Here is a 23,850-nt window from a genome sequence, read left to right as displayed (position 1 = left end):
TATGGGCGGACGGGCTCCGCCGGATCGTCGTCAGTCGCGCCTCCCGAGCAGGGAGCGTGCCACGACGAGCCGCTGGATCTGCTGCGTGCCCTCGTAGATCTGGGTGATCTTCGCGTCGCGCATCATGCGTTCGACGGGGAACTCGTCCGTGTAGCCGTAGCCGCCGAGGACCTGGACCGCGTCCGTGGTCACCCGCATCGCGGCGTCCCCGGCCACGAGTTTACACATCGCGGACCAGCGGGCGGCGTCCGGCGCGCCATCGTCGATCGCCGCGCACGCCGCGTAGAGGAGCTGGCGGGCCGATTCCGTCGCAGCGTCCATGTCGGCGAGCATCCCGGCCACGAGCTGGAACTCGCCGATCGAGCGGCCGAACTGACGGCGCTCGGTCGCATAGCGCGCCGCCACGTCGAGCGCGCCCTGGGCGATCCCGACCGCCTGGGCGGCGATCGCCGGCCGGGACCGGTCGAGCGTCCGCATCGCGATCGAGAACCCCTCCCCCTCCGCGCCGATCCGGTGGTCCGACCCGACCCTGACCCCGTCGAAGGTGAGCTCGGCGGTCGTCGAGCCGCGGATCCCCATCTTGTGCTCGACCCGTGGCGAGCTGAAGCCCGGCGCCCCGTGCTCGACGACGAAGCACGACAGGTTGCGATGGCGCGCTGCCTCGGGCTCGGTGACGGCGAACACCACGACGAGATCGGCGATATCGCCCTGGCTGATGAAGCGCTTGCTCCCGTCGATGACATAGTCGGCGCCGTCCCGAACGGCACGTGTGCGGGCGGCCGCCGCGTCCGAGCCCGCCTCCGCCTCCGTCAGGGCGAACGCCACGAGCTGCTCGCCGGTGGCGAGGGCGGGGAGCCAGCGTGCCTTCTGGTCGTCGTCGGCGGCGAGCAGCAGCGGCAGCGCGCCGAGCTCCTGGACCGCGACGATGAGCGCCGACGTGGCGCAAACGCGGGCGATCGCCTCGATGGCGAGGCAGACGGAGAGGAGATCGCCGCCGACCCCTCCATACTCGACCGGAAACGGGAGACCGAGGATGTCGTGACTCGCGAGCAGGTCCCGGACGTCCCACGGGAAGCTGGCTGAGCGGTCGATCTCCGCGGCGCGCGGGGCGATCCGCTCATCGGCGAGGAGGCGGACCGCGTCCCGCAGCATGAGGTGCTCGTCGGTGAGGCGGTACGGCCGGGGCGGCGAGTCGTCGATCACTGGGCGGCCTCCGGCCGCATCCTAGCACCGGGCGGTCGCGCCACCGGCGGTACCTTCGGGGACCCGCGACGAGCCGGACGTTCCGGTGAGGCTCGGCGGCCGATCCGCCGCCCGGTCACTGGATGACGGGCAGCTGACGGCCGCCGCCCTGACCCGTCGGGGCGAGGCTTGCGGCGAGGAGTTCGGCGATGTCGGCCGAGGCGATCGGCTCGCTCGTGCCCGGACCGTGGCCCGCATCGGCGAGCCCATCCTTGAGCATCGTCATGCAGAACGGACAGCCCGTCGCGAGCGTCCCTGCGCCCGTCGCGAGCGCCTGGCGCGTCCGCTCCGCGTTGATCCGCGTCCCGCGCGTCTCCTCCATCCACATCCGACCCCCGCCCGCCCCGCAGCAGAATGTGTCCCGACCGCTGCGCTCCATCTCCCGCAGCTCGATCCCCGGCACGGCGCCGAGGACGTCACGGGGCGAGGCGGCGACGCCGTTGTAGCGGACGAGGTAGCACGAATCGTGGTACGTCACGGACCGTGCCGTCCCGTCCGCGGCCCAGGTCCGGAGCCGTCCGCTGGCGAGGAGTTCGGCGAGGTACTGGCTGTGATGGACGACCCGATAGCGACCACCGAACTGGCCGTATTCGTTGCCGATCGTGTTGAAGCAGTGCGGACAGGCGGTGACGATCGTCCGCTTCCCCATCGCATACCGTTCGAGCGTCGCCACGTTCGCCGTGGCGAGGAGCTGGTAGACGTATTCGTTGCCCATCCGACGGGCCGGATCGCCGGTGCACGATTCCTCCTGTCCGAGGACCGCGAACCGGACGCCGGCGGCGTCCAGGCAGGTCGCGAACGCCCGGGCGACCCGCCGGTTCCGCTCGTCGAAGGCCGCGGCGCAGCCCACCCAGTAGAGCACCTCGAGGTCATCGAGCCGACCGTCTGCGGCGACCTCGGCGACGGTCGGGACGTCGAACGGAAGGTCGGCGGCCCAGTCGAGTCGGGCCGCTCGCGACTGGCCCCACGGGTTGCCGGCGACCTCCATGTTGCGGAAGGCCGCCGTGAGCTCGCTCGGAAAGCGGCTCTCCTCGAGGACGAGGTTGCGGCGCAGACCGACGATCTTGTCGACGTGCTCGATGAGGACCGGGCACGCCTCGACGCAGGCGCCGCACGTCACGCAGTCCCACACCGCGTCATACGGGATCGCGGTGTCGACGATCGGCTGCCCGAGGGCCGTGGGCGCGAGGCGATCGTCGAGGCCATAGGCCTCGCGGACCGCCGGGTTGTTCGGGATGAGGTTGAGGCCGTGCTCGGCCTCCACGGACATCTCCCGGATGCCCATGATGAACGCCTTCGGGTCGAGCGGCTTGCCGGTGAAATTCGCCGGGCAGGCCTGGGTGCAGCGCCCGCATTCGGTGCACGTGAACCCGTCGAGGAGGTCCTTCCAGCCGAGATCCTGGAGGGTCCGCAGGCCGAACGTCGCGTCCGCCGCCTCGAGATCCATGGCCGGCAGCTCGCCCCGCGGAGCGAGCTTGCGGAAGTAGATGTTCGGGAAGCTCGTGACGATGTGGAGGTGCTTGCTGAAGGGGAGGTAGACGAGGAACGCGGCGACGAGGAGGACGTGGGCCCACCAGAAGGCGAGGAACCCCACCTCGAGGATGCCCGGATCGAGGAACCGGAATGGCGAGCCCACGGCATTCGCGACGAGCGCGCCCGCGATGTCGCCGAAGCGCGCCGACTCGGCCGCCTGGGCGAGGAGCTCGGTCGCCACGACGCCGCCGATCATGGCGAGGATGACGAGCGCATCGCGCGTGTAGGTGAGGCGCGCGGGCCGCGCGATGAGCCGCCGTTCGAAGGCCCAGGCGATCGAACCCAGGACGACCACGGCGACGACGTTCTGGAGGAGCGTCAGCGCGGTCCAGAGCGCACCGCCGAACGGCGCTCGGAGGATCGCCTCGACGATCCCGCCGGTGACGATGTTCGTCGTCCCGATCGTGAGCAGCACGAAGCCCCAGAAGATCCCGGCATGCATGACCGCCGCCCGTGGATCCTTGAACATCTTCCGCTGGGCGAAGGCGTACTGGACGAGCCCGCCGATCCGCCGCGGGACGGCCGCGAACGGCCGCACCGGCCGGGCCACGGCGAAGATCCGGAGGTGGCGGGCCATGACGAGGGCGAACCCGGCGAGCGCCCCGTAGAAGAGCGGGAAGACGAGCGGGTACCCGGCGACATGGTCGAAGGCGGACGGCATCAGCGACTCCTTCGAGCAGACCGAGGGCCGACAGCCGCGGACCCGTGGTCGAACGGACCGGCGAGCGTCTCGAGGGCGTGATCGAGGAGCGGGACGATCGTCTCGAGCGACTCGGCCGCGCCTCGAGGACTCCCCGGCAGGTTGACGATGAGCGTCCGGCCGAGCACGCCGACGACGGCCCGGCTGAGGGCGGCGAACGGCGTCGACCGCCTGCCCTCGGCGCGCATGAGCTCGGCCATCCCCGGCACCTCGTAGTCGACCACCTCGCGCGTCGCCTGTGGCGTGACGTCGCGCGGCGTGAGACCCGTGCCGCCGGTCGTGACGACGAGCGGATGGCGCGCCGCCGCCGCGCGGAGCGCCGCCGCGATCGCCGGCCGGTCGTCGGCGACGACCGCCCGCTCGACGCTGAACCCGAGGTCGATGAGCCGGGCCGCGACCGCGATGCCTGAGGCGTCGGGGCGCTCACCGGCGGCGCTGCGGTCGCTCGCCGTGAGGACGAACGCCGTGCGGACGGACCCTGCCATCAGCCGGTCGCGGGTCCGCCGCCCGTCCGGCGGCCCGGCAGTCTGCCGGCCATCCGATCGCCCGGCCGATGTTTCGGCCCGCCGGTGGACGGACGGGAGGGCCGCGAGCCGGAGGCGGCGCCGCCGGGCTGACGATCGCGCGTCCACGTCCCGCTCGCGCCGCCGCTCTTGCTGACGAGGGACACGGACCGGATCTCGACGCCTCGTTCGACGCCCTTCACCATGTCGTAGACCGTGAGGGCGGCGATCGCGGCGGCCGTCATCGCCTCCATCTCCACGCCGGTCTGGCCGGTCGTCGCCGCCTCGGCCCGGATCCGGAGCGCGCTCGCGGCTCGATCCGGCGTGATCTGGACGACGAGGTCCGTGAGGGTGAGCGGATGGCACAGCGGGATGAGCTCACTCGTCCGCTTCGCGCCCATGACGCCGGCGAGCTCGGCGACTCCGAGGACATCGCCCTTCGGCCCGCCACCATCGATGACGAGGCTCAGGGTCTCCTGGCTGAGACCGACGATCGCCTCGGCGACCGCCCGGCGCGCGGTGGCGGGCTTCGCGCTGACGTCGACCATCCGCGGCCGGCCCGAGCGATCGACGTGGGTGAGCCGCCGGCGGTCGACGCGGGTCGACGACGGGGTGTCCATCCGTCCTCCTCTCCGATCCGGCCGCGTGGCGTCGTCCGTCATCGCGATCCGAGCCACCAGAGTGCCACGTCCGCGCCTGCCGGGAGCGACGTGACGGTCTCCGGGACGATGGCGAGCGCATCGGCCGCCGCCAGTGCGCTGAGGACGTGGCTTCCCTGGCCGCCGGCGAGCCTCACGCCGATCCGTCCGTCCGCATCGCGGATCACCTCGCCCGCCGGCGTCCGTTCGACGAGGACGCGGAGGAAGCCCCGCCGGCCCGGACTCTTCGAGACCGGTTCGCGGAGGACGCCGCGGTCGGCCGGCCGGCCGGGCTCCGGGTCGCCGGCGAGGAGGGCGAGCGCCGGTCGGACGAAGATCTCGAACGTGACGGCTGTGGAGACCGGGTTGCCGGGCAGGCCGAAGAGCAGGACCGCCCGACCGCCGCCGGGACGCTCGGCCACGCCGAACGCGAACGGCTTGCCGGGCTGGACGGCCACCCGCCACAGGTCGATCATCCCGACGGTGGAGAATGCCGCGCGGACGACGTCGTACGGGCCGACGGACACGCCGCCGCTCACGATCACGACGTCCGCGGCCGCCACCCCCCGACGGACCGCGGCGACGACATCGGTCAGCTCGTCGCGTGCGACACCGAGCCCGATGGGTTCGCCGCCCGCCTCCGCGACGAGGGCCCGCAGGCCGGGGCCGTTCGCGTCGGGGATCCCTGCCGGACCGAGCGCCTCGCCCATCGCCCGCACCTCGTCGCCGGTCGCGAGGACCGCGACCCGTGGCCGGCGACGGACGCTCACGGTCACCGACCCGACGCCGGCCGCCAGCGCGACCGCCGCCGCAGTCATCCGCCGGCCCGTGGCGAGCACGGTGGCACCCGCACGCACATCGCCACCCCGGCTGCGGATGGACCCGCCGGCCGCGATCGACTCGTGGACAAGGCACGCTGCCGGGAGCGGGCCGACCGCCGCACCGCCACGCGGACCCACCGGTGTCCCCCCCGCGCCGAGCGGCGTCGTCGCCTCGACCGGCACGACCGCGTCGGCACCCGGCGGGATGGGGGCGCCCGTCGCGATCCGGACCGCCGTCCGGGCCGCAACCTCGACCTCCGGCGCCTGACCCGCTCGCACCTCGCCGACGACGTCGAGGCGGACCGGAGACATGACGCTCGCGCCGGCCGTGTCGGCCGCTCGGATCGCATAGCCGTCCATCGCGCTGTTGTCCCAGGGCGGCAGGTCCGTGGTGGCGACAACGGGCGCGGCAAGCCACCGGCCGAGCGCCGCCTCGGGGGTGGCGGACTCCGCTTCGAGCGGCCCCGGGATCTTCGAGCGGATCCCGGCGATCGCCTCCTCGACCGTCCAGAGGCGGCCCGGCCCGGCGTCGCCGCTCATCGAGTGGCTGCCTGGCTCGTCGCGCGGTCGCGGATCGCATTGACGACCGCGCGCCGGGTGAAGAGCCCGACGAGGGTCCGTCCCGCCATGACCGGGATCCCGTCGAGGCCCGAGCGGCGGAGGAGCTCCATCGCCACCCACGCCGCATCGTCCGCGGCGAGGGCGGGCAGGGTCGGCGGTGCGATCATCAGGTCCGACGCGCGCAGGTCGGCCCACCGGCGGCGGGTGATCCGGCGCAGCTGGACGACGCCGATCACCCCGACGAGGCCGTCGCCGTCGACGACGGGGACGCTCGTCCGCTCGCCGTCGGCGAGGAGCTGGTCGGCGAACGTGTCGACGGTGAGCGTCGGTCCCACGCTCGTGAGGTCGCGCTCCATCACCTCGCCGACCCGGACCCCGGCGAGGAGCGCCTCGATCGCGAGTCGCCGCTCCGTGACCCGTGAACCCTGGACGATGAACCACCCGCTCACGAGCACGACCAGCCCGGTCCACGCATCGCCGACGAGGCTGATGAGGATCCCCAGGCCGAGCGCCGCTGCGCCGATGAGTCGTCCGACGCGCGCCGTCCGCCGTCCCGCGGTCGCCGCGTCGCCCGCGGCCTGCCAGAGGACGGCGTGGAGGATCCGGCCGCCGTCGAGCGGCAACGCGGGGACGAGGTTGAGGATGCCGAGGAAGAGGTTCACCGAGCCGACGACGGCCGCGCCGAGACCGATCACCGAGCTCGACGGACCGAGGAGGACGCCGAAGGCGAGGACGATCGCGCCGACGACCGTGCTCACGAGCGGTCCGCTGGCGGCGACGGCGAGCTCGTCGCGGGGATCGCGGGCCGCGTCCTCGATCGTCGTGACGCCGCCGAAGAAGACGATCGTGATCGAGTCCACCGGGAGCCCCCGGCGGCGTGCGACGATCGCATGGGCGAGCTCGTGGAGCACGATCGAGGCGAAGAACAGGGCGGCGAGGACGCCCCCGGCCGCGAGACGCGCCGCATCCGGCCAGGCGGCCGGGAACGCCGTCGGCTGAGCCGCCGCGCCGAGGGTGACGACGGCGATCACGAGGACCCAGCTCACGTGGACCCGGATCTCCACGCCGGCGATCCGGGCGATCGCGAGGATGCGGCTGCCGCTCACCCGACGGCCACCGGACGATCGCCGCTCCGGGCACGGAGCGCCGCCGCACCCCCTGGACCGAACGCGGCGATCCGACGGCCGGCATACCAGCGGGCGAGCAGGCCGATCCCGAGGAGGACAGCCCCGAGGGCGATCGAGGTTTCGAACCAGAACCGATCCGGGAACAGCTGGACGAGCCGCTCCGTCCGCGGATCGAAGGTGTACGAGCCGCCGGCGAAGAAGAGACGGTGGAACACCTCGAAGAGCGCATCGAATGCGACGACGGCGAGGACGCCGAGGGCGACGACCGCGATGACGAGGACCGACGCGCCGGCCCGCACCGCTCGCCAGTACGACGCTCTGCCGCGGGTCGCGACACGACCCACGAGCAGGACCGCCAACGAGCCGATGACCACCGCTCCGAACTCGACGAACACCGCCCGCACATCGCGCATGTGGGCCTGTTCCCGGGCGTCGAGGACCGCCACCCCGCCGACGCTGACGGCGAAGTCTCCCGGCCCCACGTACAGCTCGGAGAGGATCGAGTCCGTGACCGTCCGCAGCTCCGCGGGCGTGAAGCCGGTCCATGCCGCAGCGTCCGCGCGACCCTGTTCGAACGATACCCAGATCGGATTGAAGAGGACGGCGACGGCCACGCCGACCGCGACGACGATCGTCGCGAGGCCGATGACGACGGACCCGATGCGGGTCGCGAGGACATTCACCCGGCCATCGTAGCCGGACGACCGCTCAGGCGGTCCGATGGCCCACCGTCGCGAGCGGCGGTGCCGTCCGCCGTCGGGCACCCACTCGCCCGACGAGCCAGCCGGCGATCACCGCCGGCGGCCCGGCTCCGAGGCCGAGCGTGAACGAGATCCCCTGGTCCGTCCAGAGCGGCGTGTTCGGCAGCGCCACGAGGACTCCCCGTCCGAGCAGGAGCGCGAAGACGAGGGCCGATCCAGCGAGCAGGCCGAGGAACCCGCCGACGCCGGACAGGGCGACCCCGGCGACGGCTCCGCCGATCGCGCCGATCGCGACGATGACGGCGATCGCGCCGAGCGCCGAGTCGGCCGGGGCGAGCGCCGCGGCGACGGTCGCCGTCCCGACGCCGATGGCCAGACCGAGCACGAAGCGAAGGACGATCCCGCCGGCATCGACGGTTGGCAGCGTCTCCTCCTCCGGCGGCGTCTCGAGTGTCCGCGCCTGCTCCCACCAGCCCGTCATCGTGAGCTCGGTCGGAGGCTCCGCCCTGAGATCCCGGGCCGCGCGCAGCACCCGTTCCTGGAACCTTGCCAGGTCGACCCGGAGGACGGCATCGAGCCCCCGGAATCCGGCCTGCGCGAGGAGGACATGCTCGGCCGGACCGAACGCGGCGAGGTTGAGGAGGAGTGCCTCGTCGCGCCAGGTGAGCACCTCGAGGATGGAGGCCCCCGTGTGGTCGGCGAGGGATTGCCGGCGCGTCGGCGTCTCCGAGACCTCGAGGAGGATGCCCGTCGTGAACACGCCCTCCTTCTCGAGACGGCCGAGGTAGACGGGCTCGATGCGGCTCAGCTCGGCGATCGGCGGCACCGGTCGGCGGTCCTCCCGTGGATGGCAGTGTGTCCGCGCCATGATGCCACGGCTGGTCGTGACCCCGCCGTCCGTGCGACGCCTGCTGGCGAGTCTAGCGCGCTGCCGCGGTGAGCCTCGCGGCCTCCCGGCGGAGCAGATCCCACGCCCGGCGGACGTGCCGTTCCTCCGTCCGGACGTTGCCGATCGCGAGGCGGATCGTGAAGCGTCCGTCGAGCCGGGTGTGGGACAGGAACACCTCGCCGCTGCGGTTCACCGCATCCATGAGCGCCGCGTTGTGCGCATCGAGCGCGACGTGACCGCCGCCGCCGTCGCCGCCGTCCGCCGCAACGCCGTCACGCGCTTCCGGCACGTGCCGGAAGCAGACCGTCGAGAACGGGACGGGAGCGAGACGCTCCCATCCCGGCTCGGCATCGATCCAGCCCGCGAAAGCCGCCGCGAGCTCGCAGTGCGCGATGAGCCGGCGGCGCAGCCCGTCGAGTCCGAAGGCGCGGAGGAGCATCCAGAGCTTGAGCGCCCGGAAGCGGCGACCGAGCTGCGGGGTGTACTCGTTGTAGTCGTGGACCGCGTTCGTCCGGTCGAGCGTGCGCAGGTATTCCGGGACGAGGCTGAACGCGTCGCGGAGGACGTCCATCCGGCGGCTGAGGAGAAGCGAGGCGTCGAGCGGCGTGAACAGCCACTTGTGCGGGTTCACGACGATCGAGTCGGCGCGCTCCCAGCCGGCGAACGGGCCGCGGCGATCGGGGATCAGGGCGATCGGACCGGCATACGCCGCGTCGACATGGAGCCACAGCCCTTCGCGCTCGGCCACCGCGGCGATCGCGGCGACGGGATCGATGGCGGTCGACGAGGTGGTCCCGATCGTGGCGACGACGGCGATGGGACGGCGCCCACCGCCGCGATCCAGGGCGATCGCCCGCTCGAGCGCCTCGACGTCCATCGCATATCCGGCGTCCGTCGGGATCCGCTCGAGGCTGGCCCGGCCGAGGCCGAGGGTCATCAGTGCCTTCTCGATGGACGAATGCGCCTCCCGTGACGCATAGACACGGAGCGCGGGCACCTCGCTCCGACCGGCGAGTCCCGCCGCGGCGACGTCGAGGCCGGCCGCCTGGCGGGCACCGGCAAGGCCGATGAGCGTGGAAGTGGATGCGGTGTCCGTGAGGAGGCCGTCGAACGTGGCCGGGAGGCCGAGCGCGTCGCGCAGCCAGCGGACGACGACTTCCTCGAGCTCCGTGCCGATCGGCGAGGTCCGCCACAGCATCGGGTTCTGGCCGAGGGCCGCGGTGAGCATCTCCCCGAGGATCCCCGGCCCGGACGCGGTCGTCGCGAAGTAAGCGAGGAATCCGGGGTGCTGCCAGTGCGTCGCGTTCGGCTCGACGAGCCGGCGGTAGTCGTCGAGGATCGCCTCGATCGGCTCCGGCGCGTCGGGCGCGGCCGGCGGGAAGAGCGGTGCGAGCGTTCCCGGCTCGATCGACGGGAAGACGGGATAGCGCTCGACGCCGGCGAGGTAGTCCGCCATGAGATCGACCACCGCGTGAGCGGCGGCGCGGAACGACGCCGGGTCCATGTCGCCGGTCCCGTCCGTCCAGGAGGCAGGCGCGCCGGGCCGGGTGCCGTCGCTCGTCATGCCTGCATCGTATCGGGCCACCTATGCACCCGTGCGTCCGCGCGCCCGTCGGGTTGACGGCCGAGCTGACCCCACCTACGCTTCGCGCTGATCCGATGACGACCGACACCGCCGACACCGCCGACACCGCCGCCCTGGCGCCACGCCTTCGCTCCTCCGCAACCCGACGGAGTCGAGCGATGTGGGCGATGGGCGCCGACCGGCGCGGCACACACGGCGGGCCGTGCTCCTGTCCGGAGCGAGCCGCGACGCGCTGATCAGACGGTCGATCCGACCGCCAGCGACGAACCGGCTCGCGGACCAGAGCACCCACCTCGGCCCTGAGGGCCGACGGTCTCCCCTCGCATCCTGGAGTCGTCCCGTGTCCATCCCTGCCCGGACCCCCATCAGGCTCATCGATCCGCGCGGCCAGCGCTTCGGCGCGGGCGCGTCCGCGATCGTCCTCGTCGCATCCATCGCGGCCGGCCTTCCCCTCGTCGTCGCGGGCGTGGCTGTCGCGCTCGGCGTGAGTTCCGCGTTCGGCACGCGCCGCTTCCTCTTCAGCCGGCCGTGGCTGTTCGTCAGATCCGGCCTCCGGCTCGGGCCTCCCGCCGTCCTGGAACCGGAGGTCGGGCCGCGGTTCGCCCAGGCCCTCGGGACGGCGACCCTCGCCATCGGCCTGCTGGGCCTCGCGGCGGGATCGTCGCTCGGATGGATCCCGGTCGGGATCGTCGTCGCCCTGCAGGCGACGCTCGCCGTCACCGGCTTCTGCCTCGGCTGCCGGATCTACGGGCTCCAGTGGTGGCTGCCGGCCCAGTTCGACCGCTTCGTTCTTCGTCGCTCGTCCTGACCGTCCGAACGCGTGGCCCGGCCCGAACGTGTGGCCCGGCGGTCAGGAGGCGGCGGGCGGATCCCCCGGTCCAGCGGTCCCGGTGTCCGAACCCCGGCCGCCGATCGCGTCGCGGAACTCGCGGATGCTCTTCCCGAGCGCCGCTCCGGTCTCCGGAAGCTTGCCGGGTCCGAGGATGAGGAGCGCGACGACGAGGATGATCACGAGATGGATCGGTGACAGGGCACCCACGATGACCTCCAAAGTGTCGACGGTTGAACGCGCCTGCGGCCAGCGTACTCCGCCGTCGGTGATTCGTCCGCGCTTCGTCCGCGGATGAGCCCCGGCCAGGCTCGATCCGGAGCAACTGGCGTACCCTTGGCCGGATGGCCCGCATCTTCCTCGTCCTGGCGCTCATCGTCACGATGGCCGCGTGCAGCAGCAGCCCCACGCCGCCACCGAGCGTCGCGACCCCGAGCGCGGCCCCACCGGCGTTCTCGACGGTCATCGTCACCGCCGTCGGGTCCGTCCCGCGTGGCGGATCGTCGGGAACCACCCTCGTCCTCTCGTTCGGCGAGGCGGGCCCCGCGGCGTTCGGGAGAGGCCCCGGATCCTTCGAGGTGACGATCTCCGATCACGCCGGCTCCGGCGCGACGGTGACCTTCACCGGTTCCCCGTCGACGGCGAAGTCGCCCGGCTCGCTCGGGGCGACCGCGACCATCGCCGCCAACGTGCTGACGATCCACATCCTCGACTCGGACACGGTGAACATCGAGCCGATCATCGTGACCGGCATCGGCATCGCCGCGTCGCCCTCGGCCGCGGTCGGCTCGATCGGCGCCGTCATGGGCAGTTTCAGCGGTTCGCTGGCCGGCGGGGCCACGAACGACGTTCTTGCCGCACCGGGGGTCATAGCCGGTCCGTAGGCCGGGGCGGCGCTGACGATCGGCCCAGAGGACGTGCCTCCGCACGTCGGTCGCCGATCGTTGGGCGGGGCGGAGCGATTCGCATGCTCGGCCTCCTGAACCCCATGTACTTTCGGGGTGTTCAGACCCCTGCTTTCGTGCTCCACAGCCGTCCGCGGCGTCCACTTGTGACCCCCATCGTCCGCGGCCTTGTGGGTCAACTTGTGGGTCAAAGGGGAGCCCTGCCGTCAGTGACGACCCAACAGCAGCGGCCGGTTCTGCGTCGATCTCAACCGGAACGACGCAACCAGCATGCCGTCCGGCTGGCGAGGAATCGGTCCGGGGGTCGCCTCCCCCGTTCGAAAAGGGCATCTCCGCGCTGGTCCCTTATTCGATCGGTGGCGTGACACGGAGCGGGCCGCGTCCGGACCGTCCCACAAGCAGGTCATTACGCACGATCAGTCAGATCACGTCCCATCGCTCTCTAGCAGGCGCCTTTCAGCCCCCGGCTGACTCCCGGGCTTGCACCCACACATCGGCTGCCGCTGCCAGTGGCGCCTGCTGTCGGGACCGGGTTGCGATGCTTCGCTCATCGATCGGAAGCGCCGCTGCAAGGCGATCGAGGCCTCAGACCGATCCCGACACGTCGCCGCTCACACCTCGGACTGTGCGATCGCAGTTGCCATGAGATCGTACGTTCGGGCAGCGCGCTGTCGGCTCTGCAGCGCGACGGCGAGGTTCCTCTCGACGGATTGGCCCCACGAGGGGAAGATGCGGCCCGCGAGCCCTGCGTTCCGCGGCCATCGCCCGAGGAGCCCGTCCAATTTCTCCTCGGCTGCGTGCCGTTTGGCAGCAAGCGCGTCCAAGCGCTGAAGGCGCTCCTGCCCACCGGATGGTGCCGCCACAAGCTCGGCGAGTTGCTCACCCAACTGGAAATAGGCACCAAGAGCGTCCTGAAGCTCCCAGGTCAGCGTGCCGAGACCTCTTCCCCACCGTGCCCAGAGGTAGAGCAGACCCAGGCCTGTGAGGCCCGCGTAGATCGGCCCCACGGGTGAGTCAGGTCCCGTGCCGATCGCGACCACTGCGAAGGCCATGAACCAGGCCACGAGCCAGCGCCACTCCCAGAGCAGCCTCATTCGACCTCCTCCGTTCGCATTCCTCATCCGGAGGAGCCCGTCGTATCAAGCCGCAGGTCCGTTCGGAGGCTTGAGCCGTTCCAGCTCTTCCAGGGCCCGCTCAAACAACGATCAGCTCAGCGGTAGGCCTTGCATACGAGATCGCCCCAGTGGTGATCGCCGGAGTCCCAGACGTCGAACGGGATCGCCGCGTTGCCGAAATAGCCCCGGCATACGAGTGAATCGGCGAGCGGTACGTCGAAAGCGATCGACCAATTGCCCCCGATGGCCAAGTGTGTGTTCTCCGCTAGGTAGTTGCAACTGGCGCGGTCCGGCTCGAGCGGTTCGTGCAACACGACTACGGTGTCGCCCCGCTCGAGGCGGACCGCGCAGATGCCGGCGATCAGCCCTGGGGTCGGCCCGGGAGGCGACGAAGTCGGGACGAAGGTCAGCTGCGCCGTCGGGCTCGGGCTTCCAGCAGTGAGGTCTTCGGTGGCTCGTGGCGTTGATGGGGGGACGGTCACGGTCGTAGGCGAGCGCGATGCCGGGGTGGTGGGCACCACGATGGTCACGGTGGTGCAACCTGCGGCGACCAGGGCGACCGCGATCAGCCGACCGATGAGCCCTCGCGACTTGGCAAGCTGCCTGGCCAGCGGCCACCGCCACGCCATCAGACGGCACCTCGCAAGGCCGCGTCCATGCATTCGGGAGAGGCCACGGCCACGTCTGGGACGCACGTTGCCGCGCGGTCAGACACGGGACCCTCCGTCGCCCCATTGATCGGGAGTCGCGGTTGGGCGAGGCTCAGCGACAGGGGCTTTGCCGGGTGGGCCGGTCCCCTGCCCGCGATGGCTCCCCAACGCGCGACGGAGGCGGTCGCGTTCGCGCCACCACGCGTACCAAGCGTCCGCGTCTTCCTTGGTGGCAGGTTCCCGGTGCCACTCGCTCCCACGACGGAAATGGAATACGTACTCCCACCCTTCGGGGGTGCGCGTCAGACTCACCTTCCGCGGTCGTCCGGCGGATCGGTATGCCTCGCTGATGATCCGGCTCCGTTCGCGGGCGAGTTCGTAGATCGGCCCCGAGCGCTCCTGCATCTGCTTGAGCGCCTCCATCTGTCGCCGAAGAGCTGCGATCATGTGTTCGCGAAACGATCTGTTCCCTTCCTCCTCTTCGTGAGACAGCGGGGCGAAGCCGCACCCATCGCAGTCCACCGGGTTGTCGCTCGCGAAGAACCGGACGCACCAGCCGCAGTCGGCGCAGATGCCGAGCGGGCGGCCGCAGTCGGCGCACTGGAAGCGATCTTCATCGCGGGGAGGGCCGCCGCACGAGGCACAGCGGTACTCGGTCGGCGTCATCGCGCCAGCGCCCGAAGCGGCGGAGCTTCGGGGTCGACACGGCAGGACTCGATCTTGGTCACCCCCATGGGCGGAATCTACCGCACCCCGGGCCGCCCCGAGAGAACCTCCTTTCCGGATGTACCATCTCGCCCGCGTCAACCGCAGGAGACCGCCCCACGATGGGACTCTGGCAGCGCGCGATGATCGCGCTGGCACGAAACGAGCCATTGACCATGTTCATGCACCGTCGTTCCGCGCTGTCCGCGCTCGCCCGGCGCTTCGTCGGCGGCGACAACCTCGCCGAGGCGATCCAGACGGCGGCAGACCTGCGGCAACGCGGCCGCCTCTGCTCCCTCTTCTACCTCGGCGAATACGTCGACGACCCTGCCACCGTCGCCCGGACGATGAACGAGCTGAAGGCGGCGGTGTACGAACTCGCCCGGGCGAGGCTCGATGTCCATGTCTCGGTTGATCCAACCGCTGTGGGCTTGATGATCGACGAGGCGACCTGCCGGGCGAACGTGTTCGAGCTCGGTCGCGCCGTTGCCGCAACAGGCGGTGCGACGGACGTGCAACGGCGCTACCTGATGCTCGACATGGAGGATTCGTCGGCGACCGACGCGACCATCGGGCTGTACGCGGATCTGCGGGCCGCTTCGCTGCCGGCGGCCATCACGCTCCAGGCATATCTGCATCGCTACGAGGCCGACGTGCGCCGCTGCGTGACTCCCGGCGGAGCGGTTCGCCTCGTCAAGGGCGCCCTGGGCGAGCCGCCACGGCTCGCCTCGACGCGCAGGCCGGAGATCGGTCGCCGGTATCTGCGGGCGGCGGGCTTGATGCTCGCGCCCGAAGCGCGCGAGGCAGGCTTCTATCCGATCTTTGCCACCCACGATGTGCGACTGATCCGAGAGATCCGGGCGGCAGCGAGGCGAAACGGATGGCCTGCCGGCGGTTACGAGTTCGAGATGCTGTACGGCGTGCGGCCGCCGCTGCAGGACGCGCTCGTGGAGCGGGGTGAGCGGCTCCGACTCTACCTGCCGTTCGGCAGCTCGTGGTGGCCCTACGCGATCCGACGGGTCGGCGAAACGCCGCGGAACGCCGGGCTCCTGCTCCGAGCGGTCCTCGCGTCCGCGTGACCAGCTTCCGCCGCAGGCGGTGCCGCAGTGGCGTGCCTGGAGACCGGTTGCGGACTGGAGCGCTCGATCGCGGGGCCGCTCGACAAGGACCACCTTCTCGAGCGGATCAACAAGGGGCTCTCCGCGACACTCATCAGGGGTCGGCGCGGCGCTCCTCTCTTGGAACGGGGCCAGTGGACTCCCTCGGCGACCTGAACGTCGTCAACGCGGTCGGTCTAGGGAGCGGCAGTTCGGCTTCGCCGTGTCAGCGCCCGACCAACGACGCCGAGCAGGACTCCCACGAGCCAGATCAGCGGAATCCCGAAGAAGGCGAAGTCCAGTTGGACGAGGTCAGGATCCCCCGCCTGCGGACAGGGACCGACCTGGAAGTAGCACGCCTCGTCGGCTCGGAGGAGCCCGATCACGGCGTCGAGGGCAACCAGCACCGCCGCGGCCAGGAGCATGACGGTCCAGACAAGGAATGCACGAGTCCAGGGACTTCTCAGCATCCGCATCGCGATGCCTCTGTCTGCCGTGCCGGTCAGCCACGCTGGGTTGATCGTGCGTCCGGTCTCGCTCCGCGTGCAGGCCTATCCGGGACGCTCGGAAAGGCCGTTGCGTGCTCAGATCGCTGGTCGGGGCGGAGCGATTCGAACGCTCGGCCTCCTGAACCCCATTCAGGTGCGCTACCAGGCTGCGCCACGCCCCGACAGGCCGGCAGTCTACCACCGCCCGACGGTCGCACCGCTGGACAGGATCGCCCGGTTCAGCGGTCCGCGCGACCGGTATCGCGGGGAGACGGTAAGCGGCCGGGCGTCGGCCGACCGCCGGCTGCGCGTCGTCCGGGAGCGCGTGCGGGCCGACGACGCGGCAGCTTCACCGAGCTTCGGTCGCGGAACACGAGGCGCACGGGAGTGCCGAGGAAGCCGAAGGCGTCGCGCAGGCGGTTCTCGAGGTAGCGGCGGTAGCTGAAGTGAACCGACGCCGCGTCGTTCGCGAAGAAGACGAACGTCGGCGGCGCCACGGCGGCCTGCGTCGCGTAGAAGATCTTCGGTCGTCGACCCTTGACGACCGGCGGGAGCTGGCGATCCGACGCGGCGGCGACGAGCCGGTTGAGCTCGGCTGTCGGCACCCGACGACGGCGCTCGCCCCAGACGTCCACGGCGGCCTCGAGGACGCGGCCGACTCGCTGGCCGGTCTTCGCACTGATGCTGAGGATGGGCGCGAAGTCGAGGAATGGCGCCTCGTGATGGATCCACTCGACATACTGCTCGAACGTCTTGTCCGTCTTGTCCGCGACGAGATCCCACTTGTTCACCGCGACGACGAGGCCCTTGCCCTCCTCGACGACGTACCCCGCCACGTGGGCGTCCTGGGCGGTGATCCCCTCGACCGCATCGATGACGAGGATCGCGACGTCCGCCCGGCCGATCGCCCGCAGCGCGCGCAGCGTCGAATAGCGATCCGTCGCCGACCCCGTGGCCACCTTGCCACGGCGGCGCATCCCGGCCGTGTCGATGAGGACGACTTCGCTCCGACCCCAGGCGAGGCGGGTGTCGATGGCATCCCGCGTCGTGCCCGGGATGTCGGTGACGATCGCCCGGTCCTCCCCGAGCAGGGCGTTGAGGAGACTCGACTTGCCGACGTTCGGGCGCCCGACGAGGGCGATCGCGGCGGGACCCGAATCGGCGTCGGCAGCCATCGCGGCGTCCCAGCGACGGGCCTCGATCTCGTCGCCGCCGACGTCGTCTCCATCGTCGTCCACCATCGGCGTCGCACCGTCGGGCCCCTCGGCGAGGATCGGTTCGAGGTGGCCCGCCGCGACGTCCCGCGCCCACCGATCCGCCTCCGCCTCGCGGGACTTCCGGGCGAGCTCCTCCGGCGTCTCCGGCGGGAGTGCCCAGACGACGGCGTCGAGGAGGTCGCCGGTCCCCCGGCCGTGCGCGGCGCTGATCGGATAGGTCTCGTCCCAGCCGAGCGCGTAGAACTCCGCGCCCTCGAGCTCGCGACGCTCGTTGTCCGCCTTGTTGATCGCGACGAGGACGGGCGCCGTCGCCCGGCGAAGAAGGTCGGCGGTGTCGACATCGGCCGGGGCTAGCCCGGTCGCGGCATCCACGACGAACACGATGACGTCCGCCTCGGCGATCGCGAGACGGGCCTGCTCCTGGACCTTCGCTTCGATCGGGTCGCCCGGGTCCGCCTCGAGGCCCCCGGTGTCGACGACGATGAACCGCCGACCGTTCCATTCGGCGTCACCGTACAGCCGGTCGCGTGTCGTCCGCGCCCGATCCTCGACGATCGCCGTCCGTGCGCCGAGGATCCGGTTGAAGAGCGTGCTCTTGCCCACGTTCGGGCGGCCGACGATGGCGACGATCGGCAGGGCGGCCATGGACCGGCCGCCTATGCCGCGCCGGCGGTGGCGCTCGGGAGCGAGGTGGTCCGGCCGGCAGGGGTCGCCGCCGCGGCGAGGGCCGCGAGGGCGAGCTCGTCCGCATGGGCGATCACGTCTGGCGTGCCGGCGAGCTCGAGGACCCGCCGGGCGACGGCGCGGAGGTCCTCGATCGGGGTGCTCGTCCCACCGGTGATGCCGACGATCCGGGCGCCGACGAACGGTGCCGGGTCGTCGAGATCGCGGACGCCTTCGACCTGGATCGCCGGCGTGCCGACGATGCCGCAGAGTCGCGTCAGCTCCTTGGTGTTCGCGCTGCTCCGCCCGCCGACGACGACCATGAGGTCGACCGCCCCGGCGGTCTCGAGCGTGTCCTCCTGGCGCCGGATCGTCACCGGGCAGACGGTGTTGACGATCTTCAGCTCGTGGCTGCGGCCGACCATGTAGGCGGCGAGCTTCTCGAACTTCCACGGCGGCTGGGTGCTCTGGCTGATGAGCGCCATCTTCTTGCGCCGGGGGATCCGCGCCCAGTCGTCCTCCTCGTCCACGACGATCGCGTCCGGCGCGAAGCCGAGGAGGCCGACGACCTCGGGGTGCTTCGGCGTGCCGAGCAGGACGATCGTGTAGCCCTCCTCGACGAGGCGGACGAGCTCGCGCTGCTCCTGGATGACCCAGGTGCAGGTGCCGTCGATGACGTCGAGGCCGCGCGCGGCAGCCCGCTCCATCACCCCGGGTCGCACCCCATGCGCGCGGATGACGACCGCCGCGCCGTGATCGACGTCGTCGAGCGAATCGACGGTCCGAATCCCGAGCGCCTCGAGCTCGGCGATGACCCCTTCGTTGTGGACCACCTGGCCGAGGGTCGACGTGGTCCGGCCGGCCGCCGAGGACTCCTTGGCCCGGTCGATCGCCTCACGGACGCCGTAACAGAAGCCGGTCCGCTTCGCGATCGTGATCCCGGTGACGCTGCCCATCGTGGGGCAAGTATCGCACGGGTCAGGTTCCCGACCGCCCGGGCTCCTCCACCCGGACGCCGTAGACGCCCCGATGACGGGGCGCGACGAGGGCCGCGATGCGGGTCATGACGGCCTCCGTCGCGAGCCGCTTGGCGGTCCGCCGGTCGGCGTCCGCCGGAAGGACGTCCGCGAGCCGGAAGACTTCACCCACCCGCAGGGCGATCCGCCCGCCGGGCCGGAGGAAGCGACCCTTGGGCCAGAACCGGTCCGTGCCGGAGATCCCCACCGGCAGGATCGGTGCCGCCGAGCGGAGGGCGAGCAGGGCGAGGCCGTCCTTCGCCTCATGGAGCGCTCCGTCCGGGCTTCGCGTCCCCTCGGGAAAGACGAGGAGGACATGGCCCTCGGCGAGGATCCGTTGCGCGAGGCGGAACGCCTCGACGTCCGCTGACCCCCGGTCGACGGGATGGATCGAACCCGCCCGGGCAAGTCGCCCGAGGAGCGGCCACTCGACCATCTCGCGCTTGCCGAGCCAGTGGATGCGCCGTCCGAGCGCGGGCGTGAGCCAGCCGCCGACGAGGACGCCGTCCGCGTTCGAGAGATGGTTCGCCGCGATGATGAGCGGTCCCTCCGGCGGGATCCCGGAGAGGTCGCCATCGACGCGGACCCGGGTGAGGCAGCGCAGGGCGGTGCGGGCGACGAAGGCCGTCCCGCTGATGAACGGGGTGAGGTGGTCGGGGAGCCGGTCGGCGGAGCGGCCCGCTGGTCGGCCGGCGCCCTCCCCCGTGGAGCGGCTCACCGCGCGGGCCTCACGGCGCGACCGTCGTCCGGCCGTCCGCGAAGGATCGGATCGCGCTGATGACCGTGGCGACGGTCTCCTCGAACGAGTTCCCGTCCGTCACGACGTGGCGGGCGTCGGTGGCCGCGCGCAACGGGGCGACCGACCGGTTCCGGTCGACCTCGTCCCGGCGCCGCAGCTCGTCGAGGATCCGTTCCGCGGCGGGTCCTTCCGGTGGCTCGCCGCGCTCCGCCGCCCGTCGCCTGGCCCGCTCCTCGACGGAGGCGTCGAGGAACAGCTTGACGTCCGCGGACGGCAGCACGACCGTCCCGATGTCGCGACCGGCGACGACGATGCCGCCGCGCGACGCGAGTCCGCGCTGGACGGGAAGGAACGCCGCCCGAACCTCCGGCGTCCGGGCCACTTCTGACACGCTGCGATCCACCCGCGCCGTCTGGACCGCCGCCGTTCGGTCGATCCCGCCGACGACGACGCGTGCGTGCCGACCGGCGCCGTCGAGCGCGAGCTCGATCTCCGGAATGAGCGGCACGAGGGCGCTCCCGTCGGCGAGTGGGATCCCTCGATGGAGGGCAAGCCACGTCAGGGCGCGGTAGAGGAGACCGGTGTCGATGAACCGATAGCCGAGTGCCTCCGCCGCGGCCGCGCCGACGCTGCTCTTGCCCGATGAGGCCGGCCCATCGAGCGCCACGACGAGCCCTCCGAGCCGCTCCGCATCCATCGCCGTCACGATAGCGGCTCGGATGGTCCGCGTGGTCTACGGCCCGGTGGCCCGGCGCTCGGGGTCCCGGCACCCGCCCGCAGCGCCCGGACTTCCGCCGGCGTGAGGACCCGTACGTCGCCGCTCCGCAGCCGCTCGAGACGGACCGGCCCGAAGCGGACGCGGACGAGGCGGACGACGGGCACGCCCACGGCACCGAACATCCGGCGGAGCTGTCGGCGCCAGCCCCCGCGGAGCGTCGCCCGGTACCAGGCGAGCGAGCCCGGCCGCGGGTCGAGGAGTCCGTCCAGCCGGGCGGTCTCCGGGCCGCTCGCGGCGCGGAGGTGGAAGAGCTCCGCGAGGCCCTCCTCGAGCGGGATCCCACCGCTGAGTGCGGTGGCCTCGGCCGGGCCGAGCGGACGGTCCAGGCCGATCGCGTACTCGCGCTCCACGCCGTACCGCGGATGAAGCACGCGCTCGGCCCATGCCCCGTCGTTGGTGAGGATGAGGAGACCGTCCGAGTCGCGGTCGAGGCGCCCGACCGGATAGAGGCGGCCGCCGTCCGGGCGGAGTTCCCGCGGGACGAGGTCGAGGACGGTACGCTCGGCGTGGCGATCGCTGACGGTGGAGGTCACGCCGAGCGGCTTGTTGGCGACGAGATGGACGAGCGTTGCCCGATCCGGCGGGTGGATCGCCTGCCCGTCGAGGGCGATCGCCGCGATCCTCGGATCCGCCGACTCGCCGACCGTCGCGACCCGGCCGTCGACGGTCACCCGCCCGGCGGCGATGAGCGCCTCGCTCGCCCGGCGGGACGCCACGCCCGCCGCCGCAAGGATCTTCTGGAGCCGCTCGGGCGCCATCAGGCCGGCGCGGCCGTGGACGCGGCAACGGACCGCTCCGTGTCATCGTCGGTGACGATGTCGATGCCGCTCTCGGTGCCACCATCGTCCGCGGCATCGGTGAGGCGGCCGGCGATCTCCGCAGCGAGGACCGGCAGATCGTCGAGGCTCGTCAACCCGAACCGCTCGAGGAACTCGAAGCCCGTGCCGTAGAGATACGGCCGGCCCGGCGCATCCGCCCGGCCGAGCTCGACGACGAGGCGACGGTGGAGGAGGATCCGCAGGGCGTAGTCCGAATCGACGCCGCGGACCCGCTCGATGACCGCTCGCGTCGCCGGTTGCCGGTAGGCGACGATCGCGAGTGTCTCGAGGGCGGCCGGTGAGGGACGGGCACCGTCGTCGCCGACATAGCGCGCGATGAGCGATCCGGCGGCCGGGCTCGTCGCGAGCTCGACGCGGTCGCCGCTCACGACCAGCCGGATCCCGCGGCCGGCGAGCGTGATCTCGAGATCGCCGAGGAGCGCATCCACGGTCGCCCGATCCGTCCCGGCGATGGTCGCGATCTCGCGTCGCGTGAGCGGACGGACGGCCACGAAGAGGAGCGCCTCGAGAGCGGCCTCGGTGAGCGGCGCGGCCGATGGCGGCGCGGCCGATGGCGCCTCGTCGGAGGCCGCCGCGGATCGGAGGTCCTCGCTCACCGTGGGTCGCCGATCGGGCGCACGACGATCGGGCCCCACGGCACCGTCTGCTCGACGACGACCTCGCGCCGCTTCACGAGCTCGAGCAGGGCGAGGAACGTCACAGCGGCGACGACCCGGTCGCGAACGTCGCGGAGGAGGTCCTGGAGGACGATCGAGCCGGCGTCGCGGATGGCCGCCCGGATGACCGCCGACCGCTCGGCGATGGACACGGCTCGGCGGAGGGTTCCTGGAGGAGGCGGCGACGACGGAACGACGCTGATGAGATCGGCCAGGGCCCCGACGAGGAGCGCCGGATCGAGCGGTGGCGCGTCGGACGGAGCAGCGCCGGCGAGGGCGGAGGCGTGGGCGAGCCCGGGCTCGCGCCGGAAGAGTCTGCCGATCGCCGCCGCCCGGTCCGCGAGGACCGTTCCCGCGTCGCGGAACGCCCGGTAGAGGATGAGTCGGGCGCGGAGCTCCGCCTCGGGATCGGGCCCCTCGTCGGGCGGGAGTCCCTCCGCGGGTCGCGGATCTTGGCGCGGCAGGAGCGCCCGGCTCTTGATGACGATGAGCTGGCTCGCGACGCCGACGAAGGCCGAGATGTTGGCCAGCCGGTCATCCTCGAGCCCCGCGAGCGCTTCGAGATACGCCCCCGCGAGGGCACCGAGCGGGACGGTGAGGATGTCGAGGCGTTCGCTCTCGATGAGGGCGAGGAGGAGCCCGAGCGGGCCGTCGAAGTCGGGCAGGCGGATCCGGGTTGAAGCCTCCGGGCCCCGTCCCTCGCCGAACTCGACCGTCGGAACCGCGCGGACCGCAGCCTCGAGCATCAGTTCGCCTCGTCGGCGAGATGGAGCCGTCCGCCGGCGTCAGGATCGACCGGATGATCCTGGTGCCGGATGAGCTCGACCGTCCGCTCCGGACAGCCGGCCGCGGCGGCGAGTCGCGCGGAGAGTTCCGCGTGGTCGTCCAGCCGTCGCAGCGCGAGCCTGAAGCCCGGCACCCGGTCGGCGACGCGACGGACCGCCGGCCCATACGCCCGCCCGAGCGACCAGGCGACGCGCGGCCAGACGCCGACATCGGCTCCCTTCGCCGCATCGTGGAGGAGCCCCGCCAGGAGGAGCTCGCGATCGGCCGAACCGCCCGCGGCGAGCGACGCCGCGACATCGAGCCCGTGGCGGCGATCCGCGATGTGCATGCGGTCGAAGACCTCCAGCTGGGCGGGCGTGAGCCAGGTCGCCAGCTCCGCGCGCTCGGCCGCCGTGACCCGCGCCCCGACGTGCGCCCGGAACTGGCGGACCTTAGAGCCCCACCAGGATGCGCGTGGCATTGAAGATCAGGGTTCCGAGCGGATTCGCGGCCACCAGGATCAGGAGGATCAGGATGAGGAACCCATACTGGCTCAGGACCGGGCGGAGTTGCCACGCCGTCCGTGGGTCGAGGACCCGGAACAGGAGCGTGGAGCCATCGAGCGGCGGGATCGGGATCATGTTGAAGAGCGCCAGAGCGACGTTGAACTGGACAAAGAGGATGAGGATCTCCGCGACCGCAGCCGGCAGGTGGACCTGGGTCGCGAGGATGACCCGCACGACGACGGCGCCCGCGACCGCCATGAGCAGGTTCGAGGCTGGTCCGGCGAGGGCGACCCAGACCTCTCCGTTGCGGCGGTCACGCAGGTTGGATGGGTTCACCGGGGTCGGCTTCGCCCAACCCATGATGAACGGGGAGGTGATCGCCGTGAAGGCGAGGAACAGGCCGCCGATCGGGTCGAAATGAACCGCCGGGTTGAGGGTGAGACGCCCGAACATCTTCGCCGTCGCGTCGCCGAGGCGGTAGGCGACGTAGGCATGAGCGAATTCGTGGACCGGGAACGCCACGAGCAGGAAGATCGCGATGAGTGCGATACGGCTGGGGTCGATCGCCACGGGGGCCTCAGG

General features: G+C 72.0%; 25 protein-coding genes and 1 tRNA gene. 3 read left to right on the top strand and 23 right to left on the bottom strand.

Going from position 1 to position 23,850, the window contains the following annotated elements; translation table 11 throughout:
• Positions 1 to 30: 30 nt before the first annotated feature.
• The 9 genes from IVW53_01730 to IVW53_01690 form a co-directional block, all read right to left on the bottom strand.
• Positions 31 to 1,152 (bottom strand): acyl-CoA dehydrogenase family protein, encoded by a 1,122-nt coding sequence (locus IVW53_01730; protein ID MBF6604291.1) that lies wholly within the window; start codon positions 1,150 to 1,152, stop codon positions 31 to 33.
• Between the two features lie 166 nt (positions 1,153 to 1,318).
• On the bottom strand, positions 1,319 to 3,436 hold the full coding sequence (locus IVW53_01725; protein ID MBF6604290.1) for a (Fe-S)-binding protein: 2,118 nt from the start codon (positions 3,434 to 3,436) through the stop codon (positions 1,319 to 1,321).
• Positions 3,436 to 3,960, bottom strand: coding sequence for a MogA/MoaB family molybdenum cofactor biosynthesis protein (locus tag IVW53_01720; GenBank protein MBF6604289.1), 525 nt, complete (start codon positions 3,958 to 3,960; stop codon positions 3,436 to 3,438). Before IVW53_01720 ends, IVW53_01725 begins: the two co-directional genes overlap by 1 nt.
• Positions 3,960 to 4,598, bottom strand: a complete 639-nt coding sequence (gene moaC / locus IVW53_01715; GenBank protein MBF6604288.1) for a cyclic pyranopterin monophosphate synthase MoaC — start codon at positions 4,596 to 4,598, stop codon at positions 3,960 to 3,962. Before moaC ends, IVW53_01720 begins: the two co-directional genes overlap by 1 nt.
• 38 nt (positions 4,599 to 4,636) lie before the next feature.
• Positions 4,637 to 5,977: a molybdopterin molybdotransferase MoeA gene (locus IVW53_01710; GenBank protein MBF6604287.1), complete on the bottom strand. Its 1,341-nt coding sequence runs from the start codon at positions 5,975 to 5,977 to the stop codon at positions 4,637 to 4,639.
• Positions 5,974 to 7,104 (bottom strand): site-2 protease family protein, encoded by a 1,131-nt coding sequence (locus IVW53_01705; GenBank protein ID MBF6604286.1) that lies wholly within the window; start codon positions 7,102 to 7,104, stop codon positions 5,974 to 5,976. The genes IVW53_01710 and IVW53_01705 overlap by 4 nt, the downstream gene beginning before the upstream one ends.
• The gene (locus tag IVW53_01700; GenBank protein MBF6604285.1) at positions 7,101 to 7,808 is read right to left on the bottom strand and encodes a DUF1461 domain-containing protein; all 708 of its coding nucleotides are present in this window, start codon (positions 7,806 to 7,808) and stop codon (positions 7,101 to 7,103) included. Before IVW53_01700 ends, IVW53_01705 begins: the two co-directional genes overlap by 4 nt.
• A gap of 25 nt (positions 7,809 to 7,833) precedes the next feature.
• Positions 7,834 to 8,652, bottom strand: a complete 819-nt coding sequence (locus tag IVW53_01695) for a DUF4332 domain-containing protein (GenBank protein MBF6604284.1) — start codon at positions 8,650 to 8,652, stop codon at positions 7,834 to 7,836.
• A gap of 94 nt (positions 8,653 to 8,746) precedes the next feature.
• The gene (locus IVW53_01690) at positions 8,747 to 10,279 is read right to left on the bottom strand and encodes an amino acid decarboxylase (GenBank protein ID MBF6604283.1); all 1,533 of its coding nucleotides are present in this window, start codon (positions 10,277 to 10,279) and stop codon (positions 8,747 to 8,749) included.
• Between the two features lie 361 nt (positions 10,280 to 10,640).
• Between IVW53_01690 and IVW53_01685 the strand changes: the two genes are divergently transcribed.
• Complete coding sequence (locus IVW53_01685; GenBank protein MBF6604282.1) at positions 10,641 to 11,108, top strand: DUF4395 domain-containing protein; 468 nt, start codon at positions 10,641 to 10,643, stop codon at positions 11,106 to 11,108.
• A 42-nt stretch (positions 11,109 to 11,150) separates the two neighbouring features.
• Here IVW53_01685 and IVW53_01680 read toward each other — a convergent pair whose 3' ends face one another.
• Entirely contained in the window at positions 11,151 to 11,339 is a 189-nt protein-coding gene (locus IVW53_01680; protein ID MBF6604281.1) for a twin-arginine translocase TatA/TatE family subunit, read from the bottom strand.
• 134 nt (positions 11,340 to 11,473) lie between these two features.
• On the opposite strand from IVW53_01680, the gene IVW53_01675 reads away from it, so the two are divergent.
• The gene (locus tag IVW53_01675) at positions 11,474 to 12,013 is read left to right on the top strand and encodes a hypothetical protein (protein MBF6604280.1); all 540 of its coding nucleotides are present in this window, start codon (positions 11,474 to 11,476) and stop codon (positions 12,011 to 12,013) included.
• 632 nt (positions 12,014 to 12,645) lie between these two features.
• Here the strand turns inward: IVW53_01675 and IVW53_01670 are convergent.
• Positions 12,646 to 13,128, bottom strand: a complete 483-nt coding sequence (locus tag IVW53_01670; protein ID MBF6604279.1) for a hypothetical protein — start codon at positions 13,126 to 13,128, stop codon at positions 12,646 to 12,648.
• A 116-nt stretch (positions 13,129 to 13,244) separates the two neighbouring features.
• Positions 13,245 to 13,778 carry a hypothetical protein gene (locus IVW53_01665; protein ID MBF6604278.1) on the bottom strand — a complete coding sequence of 178 codons (534 nt, stop codon included), beginning with the start codon at positions 13,776 to 13,778 and terminating at the stop codon, positions 13,245 to 13,247.
• An 848-nt stretch (positions 13,779 to 14,626) separates the two neighbouring features.
• Between IVW53_01665 and IVW53_01660 the strand changes: the two genes are divergently transcribed.
• Positions 14,627 to 15,583, top strand: a complete 957-nt coding sequence (locus IVW53_01660) for a proline dehydrogenase family protein (GenBank protein MBF6604277.1) — start codon at positions 14,627 to 14,629, stop codon at positions 15,581 to 15,583.
• 215 nt (positions 15,584 to 15,798) lie between these two features.
• Here the strand turns inward: IVW53_01660 and IVW53_01655 are convergent, their stop codons facing one another.
• The 11 genes from IVW53_01655 to IVW53_01605 all read right to left on the bottom strand — a co-directional run bounded on the left by IVW53_01655 (position 15,799) and on the right by IVW53_01605 (position 23,838).
• Positions 15,799 to 16,077, bottom strand: coding sequence for a hypothetical protein (locus IVW53_01655; protein MBF6604276.1), 279 nt, complete (start codon positions 16,075 to 16,077; stop codon positions 15,799 to 15,801).
• Between the two features lie 117 nt (positions 16,078 to 16,194).
• A tRNA-Pro gene (locus IVW53_01650) sits at positions 16,195 to 16,271 on the bottom strand.
• Positions 16,272 to 16,328: 57 nt separating this feature from the next.
• Positions 16,329 to 17,951, bottom strand: a complete 1,623-nt coding sequence (gene der, locus IVW53_01645) for a ribosome biogenesis GTPase Der (protein MBF6604275.1) — start codon at positions 17,949 to 17,951, stop codon at positions 16,329 to 16,331.
• A gap of 11 nt (positions 17,952 to 17,962) precedes the next feature.
• Positions 17,963 to 18,925 (bottom strand): 4-hydroxy-3-methylbut-2-enyl diphosphate reductase, encoded by a 963-nt coding sequence (gene ispH, locus IVW53_01640; GenBank protein ID MBF6604274.1) that lies wholly within the window; start codon positions 18,923 to 18,925, stop codon positions 17,963 to 17,965.
• Positions 18,926 to 18,947: 22 nt separating this feature from the next.
• The gene (locus IVW53_01635) at positions 18,948 to 19,703 is read right to left on the bottom strand and encodes a 1-acyl-sn-glycerol-3-phosphate acyltransferase (GenBank protein MBF6604273.1); all 756 of its coding nucleotides are present in this window, start codon (positions 19,701 to 19,703) and stop codon (positions 18,948 to 18,950) included.
• A gap of 10 nt (positions 19,704 to 19,713) precedes the next feature.
• Positions 19,714 to 20,421, bottom strand: coding sequence for a (d)CMP kinase (cmk, locus tag IVW53_01630; GenBank protein ID MBF6604272.1), 708 nt, complete (start codon positions 20,419 to 20,421; stop codon positions 19,714 to 19,716).
• Between the two features lie 5 nt (positions 20,422 to 20,426).
• Positions 20,427 to 21,260 (bottom strand): rRNA pseudouridine synthase, encoded by an 834-nt coding sequence (locus tag IVW53_01625; protein MBF6604271.1) that lies wholly within the window; start codon positions 21,258 to 21,260, stop codon positions 20,427 to 20,429.
• A complete protein-coding gene (gene scpB, locus IVW53_01620) occupies positions 21,260 to 21,937 on the bottom strand; it encodes an SMC-Scp complex subunit ScpB (GenBank protein MBF6604270.1) in 678 nt (225 codons plus the stop codon). Before scpB ends, IVW53_01625 begins: the two co-directional genes overlap by 1 nt.
• The gene (locus IVW53_01615; protein ID MBF6604269.1) at positions 21,934 to 22,743 is read right to left on the bottom strand and encodes a segregation/condensation protein A; all 810 of its coding nucleotides are present in this window, start codon (positions 22,741 to 22,743) and stop codon (positions 21,934 to 21,936) included. The genes scpB and IVW53_01615 overlap by 4 nt, the downstream gene beginning before the upstream one ends.
• The gene (locus IVW53_01610) at positions 22,743 to 23,243 is read right to left on the bottom strand and encodes a hypothetical protein (GenBank protein ID MBF6604268.1); all 501 of its coding nucleotides are present in this window, start codon (positions 23,241 to 23,243) and stop codon (positions 22,743 to 22,745) included. Before IVW53_01610 ends, IVW53_01615 begins: the two co-directional genes overlap by 1 nt.
• A complete protein-coding gene (locus tag IVW53_01605) occupies positions 23,215 to 23,838 on the bottom strand; it encodes a site-2 protease family protein (protein MBF6604267.1) in 624 nt (207 codons plus the stop codon). The genes IVW53_01610 and IVW53_01605 overlap by 29 nt, the downstream gene beginning before the upstream one ends.
• Positions 23,839 to 23,850 lie beyond the last annotated feature (12 nt).

The organism is Chloroflexota bacterium, assembly GCA_015478725.1.
Classification (GTDB): Bacteria; Chloroflexota; Limnocylindria; order Limnocylindrales; family CSP1-4; genus C-114.
This window is presented reverse-complemented; position numbering and strand designations above follow the sequence as displayed.